This is a genomic window from Paraburkholderia sp. J76, assembly GCF_905220295.1.
GTDB lineage: Bacteria > Pseudomonadota > Gammaproteobacteria > Burkholderiales > Burkholderiaceae > Paraburkholderia.
The window spans coordinates 81,420-103,653 of record NZ_CAJMZJ010000014.1 but is presented as its reverse complement, the minus strand read 5'-3'; the positions used below and the strand labels follow the sequence as shown (position 1 = coordinate 103,653).

20 protein-coding genes are annotated in these 22,234 nt (G+C 64.9%); 8 read left to right on the top strand and 12 right to left on the bottom strand.

Going from position 1 to position 22,234, the window contains the following annotated elements; translation table 11 throughout:
- Positions 1–21 precede the first annotated feature (21 nt).
- Positions 22–795: an SDR family oxidoreductase gene (locus tag U5768_RS24510; RefSeq protein ID WP_322032979.1), complete on the bottom strand. Its 774-nt coding sequence runs from the start codon at positions 793–795 to the stop codon at positions 22–24.
- Between the two features lie 385 nt (positions 796–1,180).
- On the opposite strand from U5768_RS24510, the gene U5768_RS24505 reads away from it, so the two are divergent.
- The 4 genes from U5768_RS24505 to U5768_RS24490 all read left to right on the top strand — a co-directional run bounded on the left by U5768_RS24505 (position 1,181) and on the right by U5768_RS24490 (position 7,505).
- Positions 1,181–2,305, top strand: coding sequence for a porin (locus tag U5768_RS24505; protein ID WP_322032978.1), 1,125 nt, complete (start codon positions 1,181–1,183; stop codon positions 2,303–2,305).
- A 157-nt stretch (positions 2,306–2,462) separates the two neighbouring features.
- A complete protein-coding gene (locus tag U5768_RS24500) occupies positions 2,463–3,872 on the top strand; it encodes a tetratricopeptide repeat-containing glycosyltransferase family protein (RefSeq protein ID WP_322032977.1) in 1,410 nt (469 codons plus the stop codon).
- Positions 3,873–4,258: 386 nt separating this feature from the next.
- The gene (locus U5768_RS24495; RefSeq protein ID WP_322032976.1) at positions 4,259–5,476 is read left to right on the top strand and encodes an MFS transporter; all 1,218 of its coding nucleotides are present in this window, start codon (positions 4,259–4,261) and stop codon (positions 5,474–5,476) included.
- 247 nt (positions 5,477–5,723) lie between these two features.
- Positions 5,724–7,505, top strand: a complete 1,782-nt coding sequence (locus tag U5768_RS24490) for an AMP-binding protein (protein WP_322033092.1) — start codon at positions 5,724–5,726, stop codon at positions 7,503–7,505.
- A gap of 438 nt (positions 7,506–7,943) precedes the next feature.
- On the opposite strand, the gene U5768_RS24485 is transcribed toward U5768_RS24490, so the two are convergent.
- Genes U5768_RS24485 through U5768_RS24465 form a run of 5 tightly spaced genes read right to left on the bottom strand, consistent with a single transcriptional unit; the run spans position 7,944 to position 11,465 of the window.
- Positions 7,944–9,533 (bottom strand): FAD-binding oxidoreductase, encoded by a 1,590-nt coding sequence (locus U5768_RS24485; RefSeq protein ID WP_322032975.1) that lies wholly within the window; start codon positions 9,531–9,533, stop codon positions 7,944–7,946.
- Positions 9,533–10,456 carry an anti-sigma factor gene (locus U5768_RS24480; protein WP_322032974.1) on the bottom strand — a complete coding sequence of 308 codons (924 nt, stop codon included), beginning with the start codon at positions 10,454–10,456 and terminating at the stop codon, positions 9,533–9,535. The genes U5768_RS24485 and U5768_RS24480 overlap by 1 nt, the downstream gene beginning before the upstream one ends.
- Positions 10,453–11,016 carry a sigma-70 family RNA polymerase sigma factor gene (locus U5768_RS24475; protein ID WP_415913966.1) on the bottom strand — a complete coding sequence of 188 codons (564 nt, stop codon included), beginning with the start codon at positions 11,014–11,016 and terminating at the stop codon, positions 10,453–10,455. The genes U5768_RS24480 and U5768_RS24475 overlap by 4 nt, the downstream gene beginning before the upstream one ends.
- Positions 11,017–11,028: 12 nt before the next feature.
- The gene (locus U5768_RS24470; RefSeq protein WP_322032973.1) at positions 11,029–11,175 is read right to left on the bottom strand and encodes a hypothetical protein; all 147 of its coding nucleotides are present in this window, start codon (positions 11,173–11,175) and stop codon (positions 11,029–11,031) included.
- A 35-nt stretch (positions 11,176–11,210) separates the two neighbouring features.
- On the bottom strand, positions 11,211–11,465 hold the full coding sequence (locus U5768_RS24465; RefSeq protein WP_322032972.1) for a hypothetical protein: 255 nt from the start codon (positions 11,463–11,465) through the stop codon (positions 11,211–11,213).
- Between U5768_RS24465 and U5768_RS24460 the strand changes: the two genes are divergently transcribed.
- The 3 genes from U5768_RS24460 to U5768_RS24450 all read left to right on the top strand — a co-directional run bounded on the left by U5768_RS24460 (position 11,464) and on the right by U5768_RS24450 (position 12,664).
- Positions 11,464–11,685 (top strand): hypothetical protein, encoded by a 222-nt coding sequence (locus U5768_RS24460; RefSeq protein WP_322032971.1) that lies wholly within the window; start codon positions 11,464–11,466, stop codon positions 11,683–11,685. The two genes, U5768_RS24465 and U5768_RS24460, sit on opposite strands and share 2 nt — an antisense overlap.
- A gap of 103 nt (positions 11,686–11,788) precedes the next feature.
- The gene (gene hfq, locus U5768_RS24455; protein ID WP_322032970.1) at positions 11,789–12,280 is read left to right on the top strand and encodes an RNA chaperone Hfq; all 492 of its coding nucleotides are present in this window, start codon (positions 11,789–11,791) and stop codon (positions 12,278–12,280) included.
- 195 nt (positions 12,281–12,475) lie between these two features.
- Entirely contained in the window at positions 12,476–12,664 is a 189-nt protein-coding gene (locus U5768_RS24450) for a hypothetical protein (protein WP_322032969.1), read from the top strand.
- Positions 12,665–12,768: 104 nt separating this feature from the next.
- Here the strand turns inward: U5768_RS24450 and U5768_RS24445 are convergent, their stop codons facing one another.
- Positions 12,769–13,503, bottom strand: a complete 735-nt coding sequence (locus tag U5768_RS24445) for a DUF2968 domain-containing protein (protein ID WP_322032968.1) — start codon at positions 13,501–13,503, stop codon at positions 12,769–12,771.
- A 342-nt stretch (positions 13,504–13,845) separates the two neighbouring features.
- Between U5768_RS24445 and U5768_RS24440 the strand changes: the two genes are divergently transcribed.
- The gene (locus U5768_RS24440) at positions 13,846–14,298 is read left to right on the top strand and encodes a DUF2147 domain-containing protein (protein ID WP_415913970.1); all 453 of its coding nucleotides are present in this window, start codon (positions 13,846–13,848) and stop codon (positions 14,296–14,298) included.
- Positions 14,299–14,406: 108 nt separating this feature from the next.
- Here U5768_RS24440 and U5768_RS24435 read toward each other — a convergent pair whose 3' ends face one another.
- The 5 genes from U5768_RS24435 to U5768_RS24415 all read right to left on the bottom strand — a co-directional run bounded on the left by U5768_RS24435 (position 14,407) and on the right by U5768_RS24415 (position 22,093).
- Positions 14,407–14,862 (bottom strand): transposase, encoded by a 456-nt coding sequence (locus tag U5768_RS24435; protein ID WP_322032966.1) that lies wholly within the window; start codon positions 14,860–14,862, stop codon positions 14,407–14,409.
- 188 nt (positions 14,863–15,050) lie between these two features.
- The gene (zapE, locus tag U5768_RS24430) at positions 15,051–16,148 is read right to left on the bottom strand and encodes a cell division protein ZapE (protein ID WP_322032965.1); all 1,098 of its coding nucleotides are present in this window, start codon (positions 16,146–16,148) and stop codon (positions 15,051–15,053) included.
- Between the two features lie 115 nt (positions 16,149–16,263).
- A complete protein-coding gene (gene lpdA, locus U5768_RS24425; protein WP_322032964.1) occupies positions 16,264–17,694 on the bottom strand; it encodes a dihydrolipoyl dehydrogenase in 1,431 nt (476 codons plus the stop codon).
- Between the two features lie 144 nt (positions 17,695–17,838).
- Positions 17,839–19,110, bottom strand: coding sequence for a 2-oxoglutarate dehydrogenase complex dihydrolipoyllysine-residue succinyltransferase (odhB, locus tag U5768_RS24420; protein WP_322032963.1), 1,272 nt, complete (start codon positions 19,108–19,110; stop codon positions 17,839–17,841).
- Positions 19,111–19,228: 118 nt separating this feature from the next.
- A complete protein-coding gene (locus tag U5768_RS24415) occupies positions 19,229–22,093 on the bottom strand; it encodes a 2-oxoglutarate dehydrogenase E1 component (RefSeq protein ID WP_322032962.1) in 2,865 nt (954 codons plus the stop codon).
- Between the last annotated feature and the right edge of the window lie 141 nt (positions 22,094–22,234).

The following is a 22,234-nucleotide window of genomic DNA, read 5'->3' as shown; positions in this document are numbered from 1 at the left end:
GGACTGGTGAAGAATGCTTGATCAGACGATGCTCGCACCGCCATCCACGGCCAGATACTGGCCGGTCATGTGCCGCGACGCCTGGCTTGCGAGAAACACCACGGCGCCCTTGAGATCGTCGTCGTCGCCAAGACGGTGCAGCGGCGTATGGTCGATCACCATCTGCCCCAGCTTGTCGAGCAGGCCGGCCGACATCTTCGAGGGAAAAAAGCCCGGGCAGATCGCATTCACATTGATGTTGTACTTGCCCCATTCGGCTGCCAGCGCGCGCGTGAAATTGATGGCCGCCGCCTTCGACGTGTTGTACGCGATGGTCTGCATCGGCCCGAGCGACCCTTTCAGGCCCGCAATCGACGCCACGTTGATGATCTTGCCGCGCTGGCGCGGGATCATGCTGCGCTTGCCCACTTCGCGGGCGAGAAAGAACGGCGCGTTCACGTTCAGGTTCATGACCTTGTGCCACGCCTCGTCGGGATAATCCTCGGCGGGAGCGCCCCATGTTGCGCCCGCGTTGTTCACGAGGATGTCGATCTGGCCGCAGGCCGCCAGCGTCTCGTCCACGAGCGGCTTCACGGCCTCGGGGCGCTGCAGGTCGCTCACGATCGTGGTCGCCTTGACGCCGAGTTCCTGCAGATGGCTCGCCGCCTGGGCGAGTTCGTCGGCCTTGCGCGCCGTGATCACGACATGGCAGCCCATCTCGCCGAGCGCCTGCGCCATCTGCAAGCCCAGCCCGCGCGACCCGCCGGTGATGAGTGCGACCTGACCGCCCAGCTCGAACATTTCCCTGACCCGCATGCTTTCGTCTCCTTGATGACTGTCGACCCGCCGGAGTTCCGCATGGCGGAACGCGATGAGATGCCAACGATTCTAGCGGGGCTTGCCAGCCATCAAAATAGGGAAAAGCACGACCGTTCATTAAATGAGAGTTGTGCTCTTGCGGCGGATGATATGCGGGTTGGTTCGCCGCCAGACGAAACGCGCCCGCCAGATGCTTGCGCGCGCAACCGTTGCGATCGCGCGACAAGCGGCGTGTTCACCCTTTCGCCAAGCGTCTATCATCGGCCCCCCGGCCGCCAAAAACCCGTGGCCCGGCATACGAAAAACAGGGCCCCGGCACGCTGGCGGCTCGACGGACTTACATCAGACTTACAACACGCAGCAGCAGAAACAGGATTTCACCGTGAGACACACCCAGATCGCCTCCGCCGTTGGCGGCCTCGCCCTCGCGCTGGCTTGCCAGCACAGCTTCGCTCAAAGCTCGGTCACGCTGTACGGCGTCGCGGACGTCGGCATCCGCTATCTGACGAACGCCAACGCCAATAACGACGGCAAGCTCTTCATGACCAACGGCGCCGTCACCAACAGCCGCTGGGGCCTGCGCGGCGCGGAAGACCTGGGCGGCGGCCTGAAGGCGATTTTCGATCTGGAAAGCGGCATCGATCTGCAAAGCGGCGGTCTCTCGAGCAGCCGCCTGTTCAGCCGCAACGCCTACGTGGGTCTCGCGAGCCAGTACGGCACCGTGACGCTCGGGCGCCAGAAGTCGCCGCTGTTCGATCAACTCTCCGATACCTACGACCCGCTCACGGTCGGCAACTACCTCGAAAACGCGTGGCTGCCGGTCGCGCTCGGCGCGGGGCTCTACGCCGACAACGCGGTCAAGTACAACGGCAGCTTCGGCGGCCTGAACCTCGAAGCCATGTACTCGTTCGGCACGGATTCCACCTCGACCGGCGCGGGCGGCTTCTCGGGCAACGTTCCGGGCCATATGGGCGCGGGCAATATGGTCGGCGTGACGGCGTCGTACACGACGGGTCCCATCAGCGTCATGGCGGGCTTCCAGCAGAACAGCGACAACTCGAACAACAAGCAGACGATCTACAACGCCAACCTCGTCTACGCGTTCAGCAAGGCGAAGGTCTACGTCGGCTATCTGCGCTCGCAGGACGACACCGGCTTCGTGGATAGCCTGCTCGCGCAGCAGACCTACGCGAGCGGCACGAACCTGAAGAACACCAACCGTATCGACGACGGTCCGTTCGCCGGCTTCACGTGGCAGGCAACCGCGCCGCTCTCGTTCACGGGCGCGTTCTACTATGACCACATGCGCAACGCGACGCAGGTCGACGGCACGCTCGGCAGCGGCAACCGCTACGCGATCGTGGGCCTCGCCGAGTACGCGCTCTCGAAGCGCACCGAAGTCTACGGCACGGTCGACTTCAACAGGACGAGCGGCGCGGCGGACGTGGAACTGCCGGGCCGCAGCAACCAGACCGGCATCTCGATCGGCCTGCGCAACATCTTTTGATCGCGGGGAGCGTCTGAGCCGGGTCTGACGGCCGGCTCAACGGCGGCGCGCCGACAGCGCCGCTCCTCGCGATATCTCAGATTTGTCTGATTCCCTTGCAGGATGGCGTCGATAGAATTTTTCTGTCTCCCGAAAACGTTCGACGCCGGCCTGCTCCATGTCCCAATCTCTCCAACAACAGCTTCTCGCGGCCTTCGAGGCCCACGCGCGCGCGCCCGACAATGCGGGCCTGCTCATGCAAATCTGCCAAACGCTGGTGCAGGCGCGCCGCGACGAGCAGATGCTGCCTTGGGCCGACAAAGGCCTTGCGCTCGATCCCGAGAACCGCGGTTTCATCCATGCGCGAGGCCGCGCGTTGCGCCTGCGCGGGCAACACGCCGAAGCCGCCGCCCACTGGCTCGCGCATCGGTCGCTGCCATGGGACTCGCTGTTCTGCGAAATGCGGATCGGGCGCGACCTCTACCTGAGCGGCGAAATCCGGCGCGCCATCGAACACCTCGAAACCGCGCTGCGCCGCCATCCGGACGATCTCTCGCGCGACGCGCAAAAGGCCCGCAAATGGCTGGCCGAAGCGCTGCTGAGTCTTGGCGACGCGCGCGGGTTCACGCACTGGCTCGAGCGCAATCGCGGCGACAGCGGCAACTATCGTTACGCCGAGGCGCCGATGTGGAACGGCCAACGCAACCTGCGCGGCGAGCGCGTGCTCGTGACGCACCAGATGGGCTATGGCGATCAGTTTCTGTTGTTCGCATCGGTGCGACAGTGGCGCGACGCGGGCGCAGAAGTCATGCTTACGTGCGACCACGCGATTCACGACCTCATCCAGGCCTCGTTGCCCGGCTGCACCGTACTGGGCATCGCCCGCCCGCTCGCCGTGAGCGCGCCCCTGCCCTCGGAAGCGCTGGAGACGATCGAGGCGTTCGCGCCCACCCTTCAGGCCACCCTGCTCCATCTGCCGCTGCTCGCGGCCGCGGACTCACCGCTGCCCCAACCCTATTTCGCCGCTTACCTGCGTGCGCCGGAGGCGGCGCGCGAACGCGCGTCCACGTGGGCGCAAACGCTGCGCGCACGGGAGCGAGGCAAACGGCTCGTGGGCGTCTTCTGGGATTGCGCGCAACGGCACGGCACGGAATTCGGCGGTAAGGAGCGTTGCTGGGCTGGCTTGCGCAGCGTACCGCTCGCGCAAATCGAGCGCCTCACGACCCACTCGGCGCTCGCACGCGAAGTCCAGTTCGTGAGCCTGCATCATCCCGTAGCCGAGCTGGCGAACGGTACGCCGCGAGGCGCCATGAGCCACTACGGGCCCGGCATCGCGAGCTTTGCCGATACGGCGGCCTGCATCGAGCAACTCGACGCCGTGTTGAGCGTGGACGCCGTCGCCGCCAACCTGAGCGCGATGATGGGCAAGCCCACCGCCGTGCTCGTCAACCCGACCGGTGAATGGCGCTGGGGCGAAACCGGCGCGCGCACGCCGTGGATGAGCGCGGCGACGGTCCTGCGCCAGGCGAAAATGGGCGAATGGCACGACGTCATTTCAGGCGCCATCGGCTGGTTGCTTCGCGGCTGACGCGCACGCTCTTCGCCGGGCGGCTGTTTCAATGCAAACGAGCGGGCTAGCGCCCGCTCGTTTGCATTCGTTTATCCGAATCGACTGGTTCACGCGCCGGGTTTAATCGCCTTCACTTTAATTACATTTAAATTACGATTAAAACAAAAAGCTTTCGCCCATAGCCGAATTCACCAGGGATTACTACGGGTTCCAGTCAAGATGCATGCAAATGTTTAATGCCGGGCGTACACTGCTGGCGCGTGGCCCATTGCGGGGGGGCCGCTCCAAGCCATACAACCAAGCCACACAAGGCAATGCCGACTCACGCACGAGTTCATCATCGTGCGGCCGAAAGCTGTGCACGGAGACAGGGCATTGCCCGGTATTACAGGAGAACAATCAACATGAGCTGGACGCGTGAACAGAAGAACGTCACGATCGCGGCGTACCTGGGATGGACGCTCGATGCATTCGATTTCTTTCTGATGGTTTTCGTTCTGAAAGACATCGCCACCGAATTCAACACCAAAATCCCGGCAGTGGCTTTCGCCATTACGCTGACGCTCGCCATGCGCCCGCTCGGCGCGCTGATATTCGGCCGCCTCGCCGACAAATACGGCCGCCGTCCCACGCTGATGGTCAACATCGCGTGCTATTCGATCCTCGAACTGCTCACGGGCTTCTCGCCCAACCTCGCGACCTTCATCGTGCTGCGCGGGCTCTTCGGCGTCGCGATGGGCGGCGAATGGGGCGTGGGCTCAGCGCTCACCATGGAAACCATTCCGCCCAAGTCGCGCGGCATCATTTCCGGTCTGCTGCAGGCGGGCTATCCGAGCGGCTTCCTGCTCGCGTCGATCGTGTTCGGCGTGCTGTATCAGTACATCGGCTGGCGCGGCATGTTTTTCGTCGGCGTGCTGCCCGCGCTGCTCGTGGTCTATGTGCGTATGCATGTGCCCGAGTCGCCGGCTTTCAAGGAAATGCAAAAGCGCGCGCGTCCCACCTTGCTCACGACGCTCAAGCACAACTGGAAGCTTTCGCTGTACGCCATCGTGCTGATGACGGCGTTCAACTTCTTCTCGCACGGCACGCAGGACCTGTATCCGACCTTCCTGCGCGAACAGCATCACTTCGATCCGCACACGGTTTCGATCATCACCATCGTGCTCAATATCGGCGCGATCGTGGGCGGCCTCTTCTTCGGTCAGGTTTCCGAGAAGATCGGCCGACGCAAGGCGATCTTCATCGCCGCGCTGATCGCGCTGCCCGTGCTGCCGCTGTGGGCGTTCTCGCAAGGCCCCGTGCTGCTCGCGCTCGGCGCGTTCCTCATGCAGATTTCGGTGCAAGGCGCCTGGGGCGTGATCCCGGTGCACCTCAACGAGATTTCGCCTGACGAAGTGCGTGCGACCTTCCCGGGCCTCGTCTACCAGCTCGGCAACCTGTTTGCCTCGGTGAACGCCACGCTGCAGGCGTCGCTTGCCGAAACGCACAACCAGGACTACTCGATGGCCATGGCGATCGTCGCCGGCACGGTCGCCGTCGTGATCGCCGTGCTGATCCCGTTCAGCCGCGAACGTCGAGGCATCAACATGACGCAGAGCGCGAAGGAAGTGTCGGGCGTCTGATCCGCCGGCGGCCCCACGCGAGGACGCCGCCGCACCGCAGCAACGCCATGGAAGGCCGTGCCGGGTTCGCCCGCACGGCCTTTTTGCTGCTTTTTGCTGATATCGACGATTGCGGGGCCGCCCGCCCTGCGCACCCTCTCACACCGGGTAAGACCTCCTGGCTTCGCGGCGCGCGCCGTTGCATGATGAAAGCGCCCACGCATTTGCAGGCGGTTGCCCTTCCGCCCGGAGATCCACCATGAGCGAAATGCCCCAGCCCGATCCGGCGAGCCCCGTGGCAGCCTCCGCATCTCACGCAGCGCCGCCGGACACCGATGGCATCTGGTACGCGTCGTACCCTGCGGGCGTGCCGCGCGAAATCGCCGCAAGCCAGTACGCCTCGCTCACGCATTTCTTCGACGACTGCACGGCGCGCTTCAGCGAGCGCGTCGCCTACGTGAGCGCCGGCTCGCCGATGCCCTACGGCGCGCTCGCCCGCAAGGCCACCGCGTTCGCGTCCTGGCTGCAAGGCGCGGGCGTGCAGCCGGGCGAGCGTGTCGCGATCATGCTGCCCAACACCTTGCAGTATCCGGTCGCGCTCTTCGGCGTGCTCAAGGCCGGCGCCGTGGTCGTCAACGTCAATCCGCTCTACACCGTGCGCGAGCTTGAGCATCAGTTGCAGGACAGCGGCGCGAAGACCATTGTCGTGTTCGAGAATTTCGCGGCCACGCTCGAAGCGGCGCTGCCCGGCACGCAGGTGCAACGCATCGTCGTGACGGCGCTCGGCGACCTGCTGGGCGAGGGCTTGAACCTCAAGGGCCGCTTCATCAACGTCATGCTGCGCCACGTGAAGAAGATGGTGCCGCCCTATCATCTGCCGCGGGCAATCCGTCTTCTCGACGCGCTCGCGCAAGGGGCGCGCGCGCCACACGCGCCGGTAACGACGCACGCCGACGACCTCGCGTTTCTTCAGTACACGGGCGGCACCACAGGTGTCGCGAAGGGCGCGATGCTCACGCACGGCAACGTGCTCGCGAACGTGCAGCAGGCCAGGGCCTGGGTGGGCAACCAGCTCGACGCCAAAGCCGAAACGGTGCTCACGCCGTTGCCGCTTTATCACATCTATTCGCTCACCATCAATGCGCTGATCTTCCTCGCGCTCGGCGGGCGCAACATCCTGATCGCCAATCCGCGCGACATGAAGCGCGTCATGAAGGTGCTGCGGCGCGAGACGTTCAGTTGCATCAGCGCGGTCAACACGCTCTACAGCGCACTGCTCGACAACGCGGACTTCCGCGAGCGCGACTTTTCGGGCCTCAAGCTCGCGATGGCGGGCGGCATGGCCATGCAGAAGGCCATCGCCGACCGGTTCCGGGCCGTGACGGGCAAGCCGGTCGTGGAAGGCTATGGGCTCACCGAATGCTCGCCGATCGTTTCGATGAATCCCGTCGACGTCGAACGGACGAACGCGGGCGAGGCGCGGCCGGAAGGCACGATCGGGCTGCCCGCGCCCTCCACGCAGGTGCGCTTTCGCAGGGACGACGGCGCTTGGGCCGGCATCGGCGAGGCGGGCGAACTTTGCGTGAAAGGCCCGCAGGTGATGAAGGGCTACTGGAACCGTGCGGATGAAACCGCGAAGGTATTTGCCGATGGATGGCTCTTGACCGGCGACATCGGCGTAATGGATGCGCGCGGCTATATCCGGCTCGTCGACCGCAAGAAGGACATGATTCTCGTGTCGGGATTCAATGTGTACCCGAACGAGATCGAGGACGTGGTGGCGCTGCACCCCGGCGTGCGCGAAGTGGCGGCCATCGGTGTGCCCGATCCCGTGCAAGGCGAGCGCGTGAAGGTGTTCATCGTGAAGCGCGACCCGGCGCTTACCGAAGCCGCGTTGATCCAGTTCTGCCGCCAGCAACTCACGGGCTACAAGGTGCCGCGCATTGTCGAGTTCCGCGAGTCCCTGCCGCAATCGACTATCGGCAAGATCCTGCGCCGCCAGTTGCGCGACGAGGAAATTGCGAAAGCCCCGAAGAAGCCGCAAGCGTGAGATGTCGATCTCCTAGCCAGGCAAAATCGCGCAGCGTCATGCCGCGCGCGCTTGCAAGCCGCGCAAGCACGAACCGGTCGGAGGGACGCAGCGCGCCAATCAAGGCTGACCCCGGCTCGATCCGCCGCGCAACGCGCGCGTGCCACAGGGTACCGATGTCACAAACGTCGCCGATGGCCCACGCAACGCATCCCGCTCGCGCCGCTTCGCGCGCGAGCATGCGGCCGTGCGCGAGCGCCGGGTCGAACACCGCGACGGCTGACGCATTCAGCACTGCGCCTGCACGAAGCGCGCGTTCGCCAAACGCAAACCTGAGCCGATGCGCTTGCCACGCCGCGTCTAGCGCCATGGCGCCCGCATCGCGTAGAAAAGCCCGTCTGTCCATGGCGTCCTCCGTGTGCCCTTCCTGCAATCGCTTCGCAGTCTTGATGAAATCGATCAGGTATAGCCGCGCTGCGCGCGCCACGCCTCGGGCCAGATGCCCTGCTTGCCCGGCGAGAGCACGCCCTGCGGATCGAGCGCGTCTTTCACGGTTTGCGCGAGGCGCAGCAGCGCGCCGTCGTTAAAAGCGTACTGCGCCGCCGCGTAATCCATATAGAGCAGATGCGAGCGGTAGACGCCGTAACCGGCCGCGCCCGCATCGCTCATCAACGCGCGAAGCAGGTCCCCGGCGCGCGCCGCATCGTCGCGGCGCCCACGCGCAAAGATCGCCGCGAATACGTGATGCAGATAGCGACCCGCCGCGGTAAACCCGCCGTAGTAGTCGAAGCCGTACTCGGCCGCGCGCGCCTTGACGAGCGCGTACTGGCGCAGCGCGTCGCGGCCGTCGGCGGGACATAGCGGCGAGAAGTCCACGTGGGCGCCCTCGCCGCCGCGCCAGTCGAGCATGCGTAACGCGCTCATCGCCGGAATGCCCGCGAGATTGCGATCTGCGCCGCCCTGCGGTTCTTCGCCTTCGGCATACTGCCGCGCCGAGATACGCACGCCGGGCACGCCGGCGAACGCGCGCTCGACAATGCGCCGCTCCACGTCTACCACCTCGGGCTCGCCGTACAGCGCGTAATGCAGATTCCAGCGGCCCACACCCAGATCGCGCTGCATCGCCGCGACGGCAGACTCGGGCATCGCGCCCTCGCCTTCGTACCAGCGCGAGCGCGGCGCGAGGCTCGCGGCACGCCGGATCGCGCCTTCGATCGCGGCGTGCTGGCGTATCGTGCCGCCAAGCTGCAGCGCGCGCAGCGTATCGACGAGCACGCCGAGATCGTCCTCGCGCGCGAACTGGATCTCGCCGATCACGAACGCCGGCGGCGCCGGCATGAGCCAGAGCCCCATCTTCGTGATTACGCCGTAGTTCGACTGCATGAAGAGCGCATCGAACGAAGGCCCGTAGCCCGGCTTGTAGAGTTGCCACGCCGTGCCGTTTTCGATCGCGCCCATGCCGGTGCGCACCACGTCGCCGTTGGGGAGCACAACCTCCATGCCGCACTGCGACGCGGCGTGGTCGCCGTAGGCGGAGGTGCCGTAGCCGCGCTCGAGCGTATTGCCCACCACGCTGCCCCATCCCGCTGCGGGCGGATCGACCCACAGGCGCAGATGCCGCTCGCGCAGATACGCATGCAGATCGAAGTAACTCACGCCGGGCTCGACGCGCGCCCACGCGAGCCGCTCGTCCACCTCGAGGATGCGATTCAGGCGCTGCAAATCGAGCACGACCGAGCCCGCCAGACGCGGTGCGGCGCCGCCATAGGCGAAATTGCGCCCCGTGGAGACGGTCCATAGCGGCACGCGCGTTTCGTTGGCGACGCGCAGGATCGCGCGGATCTCATCGACATTCGCGGGGAGGATCGCGGCCGAAGGCGCGAAAGCGTGCGCATCGGCGAGCGGCACGAACGGGTCGAAATACGGCTCCAGCGATGCGCCGCCACGGCAGACGTTCGGCGCGCCGACGATGCCTTCGAACGCGGCGAGCGCACGCGCGAATCGGGCCTCGTCGATGCCGGGTGGCAAAATGCGCGCGGCGTCGCTCATCACCACTGCCCGGGTTCGCCGCCCAGCGCGCCGCATACATCGAGCGCGATTTCGCGCAGCTTCGGTTCCGTCTGCGGCCCCGAGAGCGCGTAGCCCGTTCGCTCGGTGCTCCAGTAGAACGTGCGGCGATTGCCGTCGCGCAACAGGCGCACCGGGTCGCGGTCCGCGGCCGAACTGCCCACATAGAGCGTGAGGCGCTCGCCCGCATCGTTCTCGTACATGAATTGCGCGGCCGGGCCCGTATTGCCCGGCAACAGACGCCCGCCCACCAGCGTATAGCCGTACTCGGCGAGCGACGGCACCGAAAGCGGCTTGCCCAGGCGCTTCGAGAGCCACGCGACGAGATGCGCCTCGTCGGCGGCGCCCACTTCCACGGGATGCCGCTGCTCCGGCGAGTACACCGCATAGGCGATGTCGGCCCGGCGCGCGAACGCCTCGGGCGTTTCGGCGTGCGCGGCCGCCGGCGCTGACACTGCGGCCAGTTCCGGCGCGAGACCCGCCGGCGCGAGACCCGGCGCGAGACCCGGCGCAAGCCGCGGCACGAGCGCCGTGGCCGCCACCGCGAGCCCCGCACCCACGGCCGCCCACGCCGCCGCCCTGCCCGCGCGCCACCACCACGGCGTGCGCGGACGCAGGACGAGCACGGCAGGAGCGGCATCCGCAGCGTCGGCGGCGCCGGGCGCCCCACGCTCCTCACCCGCCACGCGCGCACCTGCGCACAACGCCTGCAGCGCGGCTTTCTGCGCGCGGTACGCCGCCACGCGCGCCGCCGCATGCGGATCGCCCGCGAGGCGCGCCTGCAAGGCTTCGCGCCCGGCAGGCGGCAGTTCGCCGTCGACGAAAGCGCCCAGCATCGAAAGATCCTCCGCGGGGGAGTCGTGCGGCGCGGCATCGGGCACGTGGCCGAGATCGTCGTCGTTCATCGTAGCGTCCCCACCACCCTGAGCGGCGTCGCGCGTTGCGCCGAATCGCGCTCCGGATCGTGCACCGGGCCCGTGTCGAGCAACGCGCGCAGATGCTCGCGCGCCCGCGAGAGCCGCGACATCACCGTGCCGGGCGGCACCCCGAGCACCACTGAAGCCTCGCTGTAGCTCAACTCCTCCACGCACACGAGCAGCAGTACCTCGCGCTGCGCCGCCGGCAACGCATAAAGCGCCCGCTGCAGATCGCGCAGCACGAGGCCATCCACCTCGCCGGGCGGCGCTTCGAGCGTGCGCCAGGGCGCGGCTTCGTCGTCCACGGCAATCTCGCGCCGGCCGCGCAACTGGTCGATATAGAGATGGCGCAGGATCGTGAGCAGCCACGCGCGCAGATTGCTTTGCGGGCGAAAGGTCGTCCAGCGCGAGAGCGCGCGTTCCGCGGCGTCCTGCACGAGGTCGTCAGCCCAGGCGACGTCGCCGGTCAAGGCGCGCGCATAGCGTCGCATCGGCGCGAGCTGCGCCACGACCTGCGCTTCGAACTCCGGCGACGGTTGACGCAACACGCCGCACGCCGCTCAGTAACCGCCGCCGGACGAGCCGCCCGAACTGGTCGAGGAAGCGCCGCCTGAATTCATGTCGCCGCACGCGGCGAGACCTGCGCCCGCCACACCCGCGAGCACGGCACAGACGAAACACGCGAGAACTTTGCGAAACCGCTTCATGATTACCTCCACCGAGGCTCATCGCCGATATCGCATTAAACGTGGCAGCCGGGACGCTTATTCCGCGCAAGCAGCGATTTCGCCGATTTGGCCGATTTGGCCTTTCCCGCGCCGAGGAAGCGCCGGTCACGCGCCAATCCGGCGCTCCCGCGTGCGCGGCCGCACGGAACGAAGCCCTTGCGCGCCGCGAGAATCGTCACAAGCGCGCTGAAATGCATCGCGTCGGCGCGCGATTCGGCGCGGCGCGCATCAACGCGGCCTCGAATCCGTCGAGCATGGGCGGCCGTCATGGACTACGCTGTGGGAGTGAGCGCATGCGCGTCGAAACGTCACGGGGCCGACCGCCCGCAGACGTATCGCCAGCCGGCGTTTCGCCGAAAACCGCTGTCGCTGGACATCGCAATCTGCCATCCGGACGCCCGTTTCCCGGCGGCCGACGACATGGGACGCAGCGATGCATTTTTCGTCAATCTGCGGTTGTGGCCGCGAGCCGGTATAGTTGTGCAGTAAGCTTACTTCCCCGCACGCGCGCTTCGCCGACACAAGGTAGAATCGCGGCGAGCAAACGTTTCCAACTGATTGCGGCATTGCGCCGCCTGGCCAAACCTAGTCCATGCCTTCCGCAGAATCGCACCCGCAAAACGACTTCATGAACGCCGCGCGCAAGGAAAGAAAGCGCGTCGAAATCTATCTGGTCAACGGCATTCGCCTGACCGGATGCATAGAGTCGTTCGATCAGTACCTGGTGATGCTGCGCACGCCCGTCGGCCTGCAAGGCATCTACAAGCGCGCCATCTCGACCATCCAGCTCGACACCGGCACCCGTCCGGGTCCGCGCCCGGGCGGCGCTCGCAGCTCGCACGGCGAGCATACGAGCCGCGGCCCCCATGGGAGTCACGGCGGCCATGGCGGCCATGGTCCGCGTGAACAACGAGAACCGCGCGAGCCGCGCGAAAACTGGTCGGCGCCCTCCGGCGCGCCCTCGGGTGCGCCCGGCAACGACCGTGGGTCGCAAGACGGCCCGGTCGTGGTCACGCGCCGCCGCCGCCTCTACGGCACGGTGAACAACGGCGGCAACGGCGGCGAAGGCTCGGGTAACAGCTAAACCGCCGCGGCTTTTTGCGACACTTCGGGCGCGCCACGGCGCGCCCGCTCGTTTGTGCGCGCCGCTGTGGTTCCGTTGCGTTCCTCTGTAGTTCCGCTGCCCTGCGCCGCAACCCGGCTTGGAAGCCGTGGCTGGCGATCACGATGTTGGCTTTGCGCTATTCTGAACGTGACGCCTGTCGCCAGGGAGACCGCCATGAGCGCATCCAAGCCGAAAGCCCCACAACCCTCGCAGGAAGACCCGCTCGACGAAGCACTCGACGAAACCTTCCCCGCGAGCGATCCGATCGCCGTAGACCCCTCGCCCACCCGATCGCAACCCCAACCTCATTCCGCAGACGAATCCCGCAAGGGCCGCGACACGCATCGACCCGGCAAGCACTAGGCGCGCCCTGAACGATCGATCGCACCACGAAAAAAGGCGGAGCGCCCCGTGACGCTCCGCCTTTTGCATGTTGCAACCGTCATGTTGCGACTGCGCGCAGTCGATCAGCGGATCGGCAGACCGCCTTCCACCTGTTGCTGCAGTTCGCGCACCTGACGCTGCACCGTGCGCAGTTGCGCCTGGGCTTCCGCCTTCTGCGCCTGCAATGCGTTCGCCTGATCGCGGCCCTGCTTCTGCTGGTCCGCGACGAGCGCCTGCTGCTCGCGCGCGATGGCCAGATCCGCCTGGAGGCGGTTGGCGTGGTCCTGCGTGAGCGCGATCATGCGGTTCGTGAACGCCTTCTGCGCCTCGAGACGCGTACGGCGGATTTCCACTTCCGCAAGCTGGCCCGACTTCATCGCGAAGTCGCGATAGATCGCTTCGGCGCGCGTCTCGTCGCTCGTCTTGATCACGCGCCAGAACGTCTTGTTCTGGAACAGCGTGACGTAGTACGTCATTTCCTTGCCGTAAAACAGCAGGCTCGCGCCATACGATCCGTTGTAGGTCGTGCGCAATTCGGCAAGTTCCGAGCCCCGCAGCATCTGCTGGAGTTCGGCGACATTGCCTGCCGCGTTCTGCTTCGCTTCATCGGGCGTGAGTATGCCCGGCTGGCTCGCTGCCGTCGCCTGCGCAGGCGTTGCGGCCTGCTCGTCCTGCACGGCGGGTGCGGCGGTGGTCTGTGCGATGGGCGCCGCTGCTGCTGGATTGTCAGGCGGCGTCTGCGCGCAGCCCGTACCGATTCCCCCGATTAACACCAGCGCCGCCAAGGCGGTGCGACGAACTCTCCACTTGTAGTCCATGTAGTACCTGCTTTGAACAGTTCTAATTTTTACAAATCGGCACAATTATTACTCAACTTCACGTGTTTTCGGGACGCGCATAGAAAATTTGCCGATGACGTCTCTTTTCTCACAACACTTTGGGAGAAATTCTGAGGAATTGTGGAGTGGGCTTGCGCTGGCAAACGTTTTAGTCCAGCGCTGCGGCTACGGTAGGCCGACTCTAACTAGAGTTCCTACTCTCCGACGCGCGCAGTGCTTTCCAGTATCCTGCCCTGACCTTTGCGGCGCGCCACCCGGGCCGCACGGGCAGCATCGACATGACAAACAACATCAGTGGAGGAGGAAGACATGAACCGATTCATGGGACGCGCGGCGCGCCACGTCGCACTGGCGAGCGCCATGCTGTGCGGCGCCCTGGCCGCGCACGCGCAGACCGACACGCCAGTGGGCGTGTGGCAGACCATCGACGATCACACCGGCCAGCCCAAAGCGCTCGTGCAGATCAGCGCCGACGCCAACGGCGATCTGAGCGGGAAAGTCATCAAGGGACTCGGCGCGAATGACCAGCCCGACCGTCGCTGCACGGCGTGCACCGACGCGCGCAAGGATCAACTGGTCCTCGGCATGACGATCATCGACAGCATGAAGAAAACCGGCGAGGAGTATGACGGCGGCCACATTCTCGACCCCGAGAACGGCAAGATCTACCGCTGCAAGATGCATACGGAAGACGGCGGCCAGAAACTCGTCGTGCGCGGCTATATGGGGATTTCGCTGCTTGGCCGCTCGCAAACGTGGGTGCGCCAGCAGTGAGCGGATCGAACTGAGAACCGGCGCGCGACCCGGCAAGAGAACCTGAGAGACGAAACCGGCCGAAGCGCACGCATGCGCCGCTTCGGCCGGACTACGTAAGCGCTGATGTTACGCCGTGTGACGGTACACGGAGCGGTAGTTGAACGGCTGCGACGGCGCGGACGCGGGCGCGACCGGTACGAACGGCGAGTTGCGCGGCGTGTTGCGCGCCGCATCCTGCCTGCGCGCCGCTTTCTCCGCACGGCTCGCGTGCTTGCGCATGCGCGATTCGATGGAGTCGCACAACGTCACGCCCTTTTCGCCAAACAGCTCGCCCATCACGCGCTTGAGCACGCCGTTGTCGTACCAGGTCTTGAAGCGGCGATGGCAGGTTTGATACGAAGGGTAGCGGCGCGGCATGGCCGACCAGGTCGCGCCGCTATACATGACCCATAGCACACCGTTGAGCACTGAGCGCGTATTCGCGAGCGGCCGTCCGCGCAGCTCGGTGCGCGGACCCAGTTCGGGCAGGAGCAGCATCACGCGCTGCCATTCTTCGTCGGTTATATCGCGATGCGGGGTCATGGAGGGTCCTTTGTCAAAAGCTGTACTGACAAACGATATCCACTCGCCCCCGTCGTCCATATCAGACGAGTCCGAATCTTGAAAAAGGCACCGCCGCGCTATTTTGAGACTAGCTTCTTGATATTCATCGTCGCCGCGAATAGCCCACGCGCCCACGCGCCCGCATGCGCGCCGCGCCCGCCGTGCGATCAGGTCAAGGCCGTATCGACAATGCGGCGCGGCGTTTCGAGATATTCCTTCGACTGCATTTCGACGATGCGCGACACCGTGCGCGTGAACTCGTTGGCCATCGGGCCTTCCACATAGAGTTGCTCGGGCGGCACCGCAGCCGACATCAGCAGCTTCACCTTGTGGTCGTAGAACACGTCGATGAGCCAGGTGAAGCGGCGCGCTTCGGACTGCATGCGCGGCGTCATCTGCGGCACGTCGGAGAGAATCACGGCGTGAAAGCGGCTCGCCAGTTCCAGATAGTCGTTCTGCGAGCGCGGACCGCCGCACAGCGTCGCGAAATCGAACCACACTACGCCGTCTGCTTTGCGCAACGCCTTGAGTTCGCGCTTCTCGATGCGCAGCAGCGGGCTTTCGTCGGGCACGGCGGCAAGCTCCGCGAACGAGTGGCGCAACGCCTTGTCGGCGGCCGCACCGAGCGGCGTGTGATAGACCTCGACCTGTGCCAGCGTGCGCTGGCGGTAGTCAATGCCCGCATCGACGTTGAGCACATCGAGCTTGCTCTTGATCAACTCGATCGCGGGCAGCATGCGGTCGCGATGCAGTCCGTCGGGATAGAGCAGATCGGGATCGTAGTTGGACGTCATCACGAACTGCACGCCGTTTTCGAAGAGACGGTCGAGCAGACGATAGAGGATCATCGCGTCGGCGATATCCGAGACGTGGAATTCGTCGAAGCAGATCAGGCGATAACGCTTCGCAATGCGGCGTGCGAGTTCGTCGAGCGGATCGGCCTGGCCCTTGAGTTCTTCGAGTTCGCGGTGCACCTCGCGCATGAATTCGTGAAAATGCAGACGTGTCTTGCGCTGCAGCGGCACGACCGCATAGAAGCTGTCCATCAGAAAGCTTTTACCGCGCCCGACTCCGCCCCACATGTACACGCCGCGCGGCAGGTCCGGGTGAATGAGAAACTTCTTGAACGCGTTGGAGCGCCGCGACTTGTATGCGGCCCACTCGTCATAGCACCGCTGCAGCCGGTCGATCGCGGCGCGTTGCGCCGTATCGGGCTTGTATCCCCGCTTCTGCAGTTCGTTTTCGTAATATTCGGTGACGTTCATTTTCCGGGCCGCAAATGAGGAAAGGCGGGAGAGCAAAAGCTCACCCGCCTCCGTACGTAATGCTGGTACTGCGAGGCAGCTTAGCCAAAAAAACCGGCCGCCCTGCCCCTGGCGCTTACATGTTCAGCGCACGCTTGTCGGTAGCGAGTGCAGCTTCGCGCATGACTTCGGAGAGCGACGGGTGCGGATGGCAGATACGGCCGATGTCTTCGGCGGCCGCCTTGAATTCCATCGCCACCACGGCTTCCGCGATCAGGTCCGATGCATTGGCCGAGATGATGTGCACGCCGAGCAGTTCGTCGGTCTTCGCGTCGGCGATCATCTTCACAAAGCCATCGGCCTTGTTGATGCCAAGCGCGCGGCCGTTCGCCATGAACGGGAACTGGCCCGTCTTGATCTCGCGGCCTTCGGCCTTGAGTTGCTGCTCCGTCTTGCCGACCCATGCGATTTCCGGTTCGGTGTAGATCACCCACGGAATGCAGTTGTAGTCGATGTGCGGCTTCTGACCGTCGATGATTTCGGCGACCAGCACGCCTTCGTCTTCGGCCTTATGCGCGAGCATCGGGCCGCGCACCACGTCGCCGATCGCGTAGACGTTCGGCACCGACGTTGCGCAGTGATCGTCCACGTCGATGAAGCCGCGCTCATTGGCCTTCAGGCCGATCGCTTCGAGACCGAGGTTGTCGGTGTTCGGCACGCGGCCAACCGACACGATCAGGCGGTCGGCTTCGAGCGCTTGCGCGTTGCCGTCCTTGTCCGTGTAGTTGATCGTGACGTTGTTGTCCGTCGCCTTCACTTCGCCGACCTTCACGCCAACGTGAATGTCGAGCCCCTGCTTCTTGAAGAGCTTGGCGGCTTCCTTCGCGAGCGCCTGGTCAGCCGCGCCGAGGAATTCCGGCAGCGCTTCGAGCACGGTCACGTCCGCGCCCAGGCGGCGCCACACCGAACCCAGTTCCAGACCGATCACGCCGGCGCCGATCACGGCCAGCTTCTTCGGCACGGTGTCGAACGAGAGCGCGCCTTCGTTGTCGGCGACGATCTTGTTGTCGACCGGAATGCCCGGCAGATGGCGCGCCTTCGAACCCGTCGCGATGATGACGTTCTTTGCCGTCACGACTTCAGTTTCGCCTTCGCCGCTCACTTCGATCTGCACGCCGGCTTCGTTCTTGCCGGTGAACTTGCCGTGGCCCTTGAGCCACGTGATCTTGTTCTTGCGGAACAGGAACTCGATACCCTTCGTCATCTTCTCGACGATGCCTTCCTTGCGGGCGAGCATCTTCGCGACGTCGATCTTCACGTCGCTCACGTTGATGCCGTGGTCGGCCAGGTGGTGCGAGGCGTTTTCGAATTCTTCCGACGAGGCGAGCAGCGCCTTCGACGGAATGCAGCCCACGTTCAGGCACGTGCCGCCCAGCTTCAGCGCGCCGGCCGGGTTCTTCCACTTTTCGATACACGCGACCGACTTGCCGAGCTGCGCGGCGCGGATCGCCGCGATATAGCCGCCGGGGCCGGCGCCGATCACGACGACGTCAAATTCTTTGGACATGACTATCCTTTTGATGGCTAAGCGACGCGGCCGCGCTTCGCGGCGCGCGTGGCTTCAGTACTGCGGAAATGCGAGTGACTTGCTGCGTATATCGCGACGGCCGCGCGTGGTTTCAAGCCACGCGCGCCATCGCGTATCCGATGCTTACAGGTCGAGCAGCAGGCGCGCCGGATCTTCTAGCGCATCCTTCATCGCGACCAGCGACAGCACGGCTTCGCGGCCGTCGATGATGCGGTGGTCGTACGACATCGCGAGGTAGTTCATCGGGCGGATCACGATCTGGCCGTTTTCCACCACGGCGCGTTCCTTCGTGGCGTGCACGCCGAGGATCGCCGACTGCGGCGGGTTGATGATCGGGGTCGAGAGCATCGAGCCGAACACGCCGCCGTTCGAGATCGAGAACGTGCCGCCCGTCATTTCCTCGATCGAGAGCTTGCCGTCCTTGGCCTTCTGACCGAATTCGGCGATCTTCTTCTCGATGTCGGCAAGGCTCATCTGGTCTGCGTTACGCAGGATGGGCACCACCAGACCGCGCGGCGAACCGACCGCGATACCGATGTCGAAGTAGCCGTGATAGACGATGTCGTTGCCGTCGATCGACGCGTTCACGAGCGGGAACTTCTTCAGCGCATGGACCGCCGCCTTCACGAAGAACGACATGAAGCCGAGCTTCACGCCGTGTTCCTTCTCGAACTTGTCCTTGTACTTGTTGCGCAGGTCCATGACCGGCGCCATGTTCACTTCGTTGAACGTCGTGAGGATGGCGTTGGTTTGCTGCGACTCGAGCAGACGCTCGGCGATACGCGCACGCAGACGCGACATCGGCACACGCTGTTCCGGACGGTCGTTGAGCCAGTTCGCAGCCGATGCCGGCGCGCTGACTTGCGGCAGCGACGGCTTCGCAGCAGCAGCCGGCTTCGATGCCGGTGCGGCAGCCGGAGCGGCCTTCGGTGCGCCAGCGCCGAGCACGTCCTGCTTCGTGATGCGGCCGTCGCGGCCCGTGCCGGCGACGTCGCCGCCCGACAGACCCTTCTCCGCCATCAGCTTGGTCGCGGCGGGCGACGCCACGTTGCTGCTTGCCGTCGATGCGGCAGCGGCTGCGGGAGCAGCAGCGCTCGCAGCAGCAGCAGCCGGCGCGGCGGCGGCTGCGGGAGCCGCGGCGGCGCCAGCCTTGGCTTCCGTGTCGATCTTCGCGATCACCTGTTCGCTCTCGACGGTTGCGCCGTCGCCCACCAGGATCTCGGCCAGGACGCCGGCTGCCGGCGCGGGCACTTCGAGAACGACCTTATCGGTTTCGATCTCGATGACGACTTCATCCTGAGCGATCGCTTCGCCCGGCTTCTTCTTCCATTGCAGCATCGTGCCTTCCGACACCGACTCCGAAAACTGCGGGACCTTCACTTCTACGATAGCCATGTGATTTTCCTGAATACTTTCTCGGGGACATCCCCGTATGACGAACCGGGTCGCGCACTTGAGCGCGGGAAAGCGCGCTTTGCATTCGCGCGCTTTCCCGGTTCGGTTGCTCTAGTGCTTACTTCGCGACCTGCGCGCCCTTCAGGCGGCCGAATGCACCTTCGATCAGCGCCTTCTGCTGTTCGTAGTGCTTCGCGTAGTAGCCAACAGCCGGCGATGCGGAAGCAGGACGGCCGCTGTATGCGAGCTTCATGCCTTCCTTCATGCCTTCCTTCAGGTGGTGCTCGATGTAGAACCACGGGCCCTGATTCTGCGGCTCGTCCTGCACCCAGACCACTTCGGTCGCGTTGTCGTACTTCTTCAGCTCCGCTTCGAACTGCTTGTGCGCGAACGGATAAAGCTGCTCGATACGGATGATCGCGACGTCGTTCGCCTTCGCTTCGCGGCGGTGCGCGACGAGGTCGAAGTACACGCGGCCCGAGCAGGCCACCACGCGCTTGACCTTCTTCGCGTCGATGGCTTCGTCCACTTCGCCGATGACCGGCTGGAACGTGCCCTTCGCGAGTTCGGACAGATCCGACACGGCTTCCTTGTGGCGCAGCAGCGACTTCGGCGTGAAGATGATGAGCGGCTTGCGGAACAGGCGGATCATCTGGCGGCGCAGCACGTGGAAGATCTGGGCCGGCGTGGTCGGCTGAACGACCTGCATGTTGTGCTCGGCGCACAGTTGCAGGAAACGCTCGATACGCGCCGACGAGTGCTCCGGACCCTGGCCTTCGTAGCCGTGCGGCAGCAGCATCGTGAGGCCCGACACGCGGCCCCACTTCACTTCGCCCGACGAGATGAACTGGTCGATCACGACCTGCGCACCGTTGACGAAGTCGCCGAACTGGCCTTCCCACGCGACGAGCGTGTTCGGCTCAGCGGTCGAGTAGCCGTATTCGAAGCCGAGCACGGCCTCTTCCGACAGCACCGAGTCGATCACCGTGAACTGCGCCTGGTTCTCGCCGATGTTCTGCAGCGGCACGTACGTGCCGTCGTCCCAACGCTCGCGGTTCTGGTCGTGCAGAACGGCGTGGCGGTGCGTGAACGTGCCGCGGCCCGAGTCCTGGCCCGTCAGGCGAACGGCGTAGCCCGAAGCGACCAGCGACGCGTACGCGAGGTGCTCGCCCATGCCCCAGTCGAGCTTCGCTTCGCCCTTGCCCATCGCGCGGCGGTCGTTGATCACGCGCTCGACCAGCGGGTGAACCTTGAAGTTCTCCGGGATCGTGGTGATGCGCTCGGCCAGACGCTTGAGTTCGGCGAGCGGCACGGCCGTGTCGGCGGCGTCGGTCCACTTGCGGTTCAGGAACGGCACCCAGTCCACCGCGTACTTGCTCTTGTAGTTCGAGAGCACGGGGTCGACCGTGTGGTGGCCTTCGTCCATCGCGGCGCGGTAGGCCTTGACGTAGTTGTCGCCGTCTTCCGCCGTGATCACGCCTTGCTGCACGAGCTTCTCGGCGTACAGCGCGCGGGTGCCCGGGTGCTTCGCGATGGTCTTGTACATCAGCGGCTGCGTGACCGCCGGCGTGTCCTGCTCGTTGTGACCGAGCTTGCGGAAGCAGATGATGTCGACCACGACATCCTTGTGGTACTGCATGCGGAATTCGACCGCGAGCTGGATAGCCAGCACGACCGCTTCCGGATCGTCGCCGTTCACGTGCAGCACCGGCGCTTCGATCATCTTGACCACGTCCGTGCAATACAGCGTCGAGCGCGCATCGCGCGGGTCCGACGTCGTGAAGCCGATCTGGTTGTTGATGACGATGTGCAGCGTGCCGTGCGTGCCGTAACCGCGCGTTTGCGCGAGGTTCAGCGTTTCCATCACGACGCCCTGGCCTGCGAAGGCCGCGTCGCCGTGAATCTGCACCGGCAGCACCTGGAGGCCGTCCGCGTCGCCGCGGCGATCCATACGGGCCTTGGCCGAACCCTCGACCACCGGGTTGACGATTTCGAGGTGCGACGGGTTGAACGCGAGCGACAGGTGGACCGGGCCGCCTTCGGTTGCGACGTCCGACGAGAAGCCCTTGTGGTACTTCACGTCGCCAGCCGGCAGGTCGTCGACGTGCTTGCCTTCGAATTCGGCGAAGAGGTCGGCCGGCATCTTGCCGAGCGTATTGACCAGCACGTTCAGACGGCCACGGTGGGCCATGCCGATGACGATTTCCTGCACGCCCTTCGCGCCTGCGTGACGGACCACTTCGTCCATCGCGGCGATGAAGGACTCGCCGCCTTCGAGCGAGAAGCGCTTCTGGCCGACGTACTTCGTGTGCAGGAAGCGCTCGAGGCCTTCTGCTGCCGTCAGGCGCTGAAGGATGTGCTTCTTCTTGTCGTTCGAGAAGTTCGGCGTCGAGCGGATCGACTCGAGGCGTTCCTTCCACCAGCGCTTTTGTTCAGGATCGCTGATGTACATGTACTCGACGCCAATCGTGCCGCAGTACGTGTCGCGCAGCGCCTTGACGATCTCGCGCAGCGTCGCGCGCTCGAACCCGAAGTACAGGTTCGTGGCGCTGAACGTCTGGTCCATGTCGGCTTCGGTGAAGTCGTAGAACGCAGGCTCGAGTTCGGGAATGGGAGGACGCTCGCGGCGCTTGAGCGGATCGAGATTGGCCCATTGCGAGCCGAGGAATCGATAGGCGCCAATCAGGGACTGAACGTACACCTGCTTGCGCGCCGTGGCGAGATCTTCGCCGCCGCCCTTGGGAACGAATGCGTTGGCCTTCGCGCGTTGAGCGAAGGATTCGACGATCGGCCCGTGGGCGATGTCGTTGTCGGCCGTGCCACTCGACGACGGCACGTTTTGCAGTGCGTCGAAGTATTCACGCCAGGTGTCCGGAACGGACGCAGGGTTGTCAAGATATGCTTCGTATAGCTCTTCGACATACGGAGCATTGCCGCCGAACAAATAGGAGTTCAGCTGGAATTGCTTCATCGTTTCCGACATTTACGCTCACCTTTCTTCGCGTTTCGCGAGAAATAGCGGGTTACTCAACCTTCCGCGCCACGGCCTGACCGTTTAGCGGATTGCGAATCAAGTCTGCTTGGAAGGACCTAAATCATGCATCCGCGGAGTATAGCGCATATG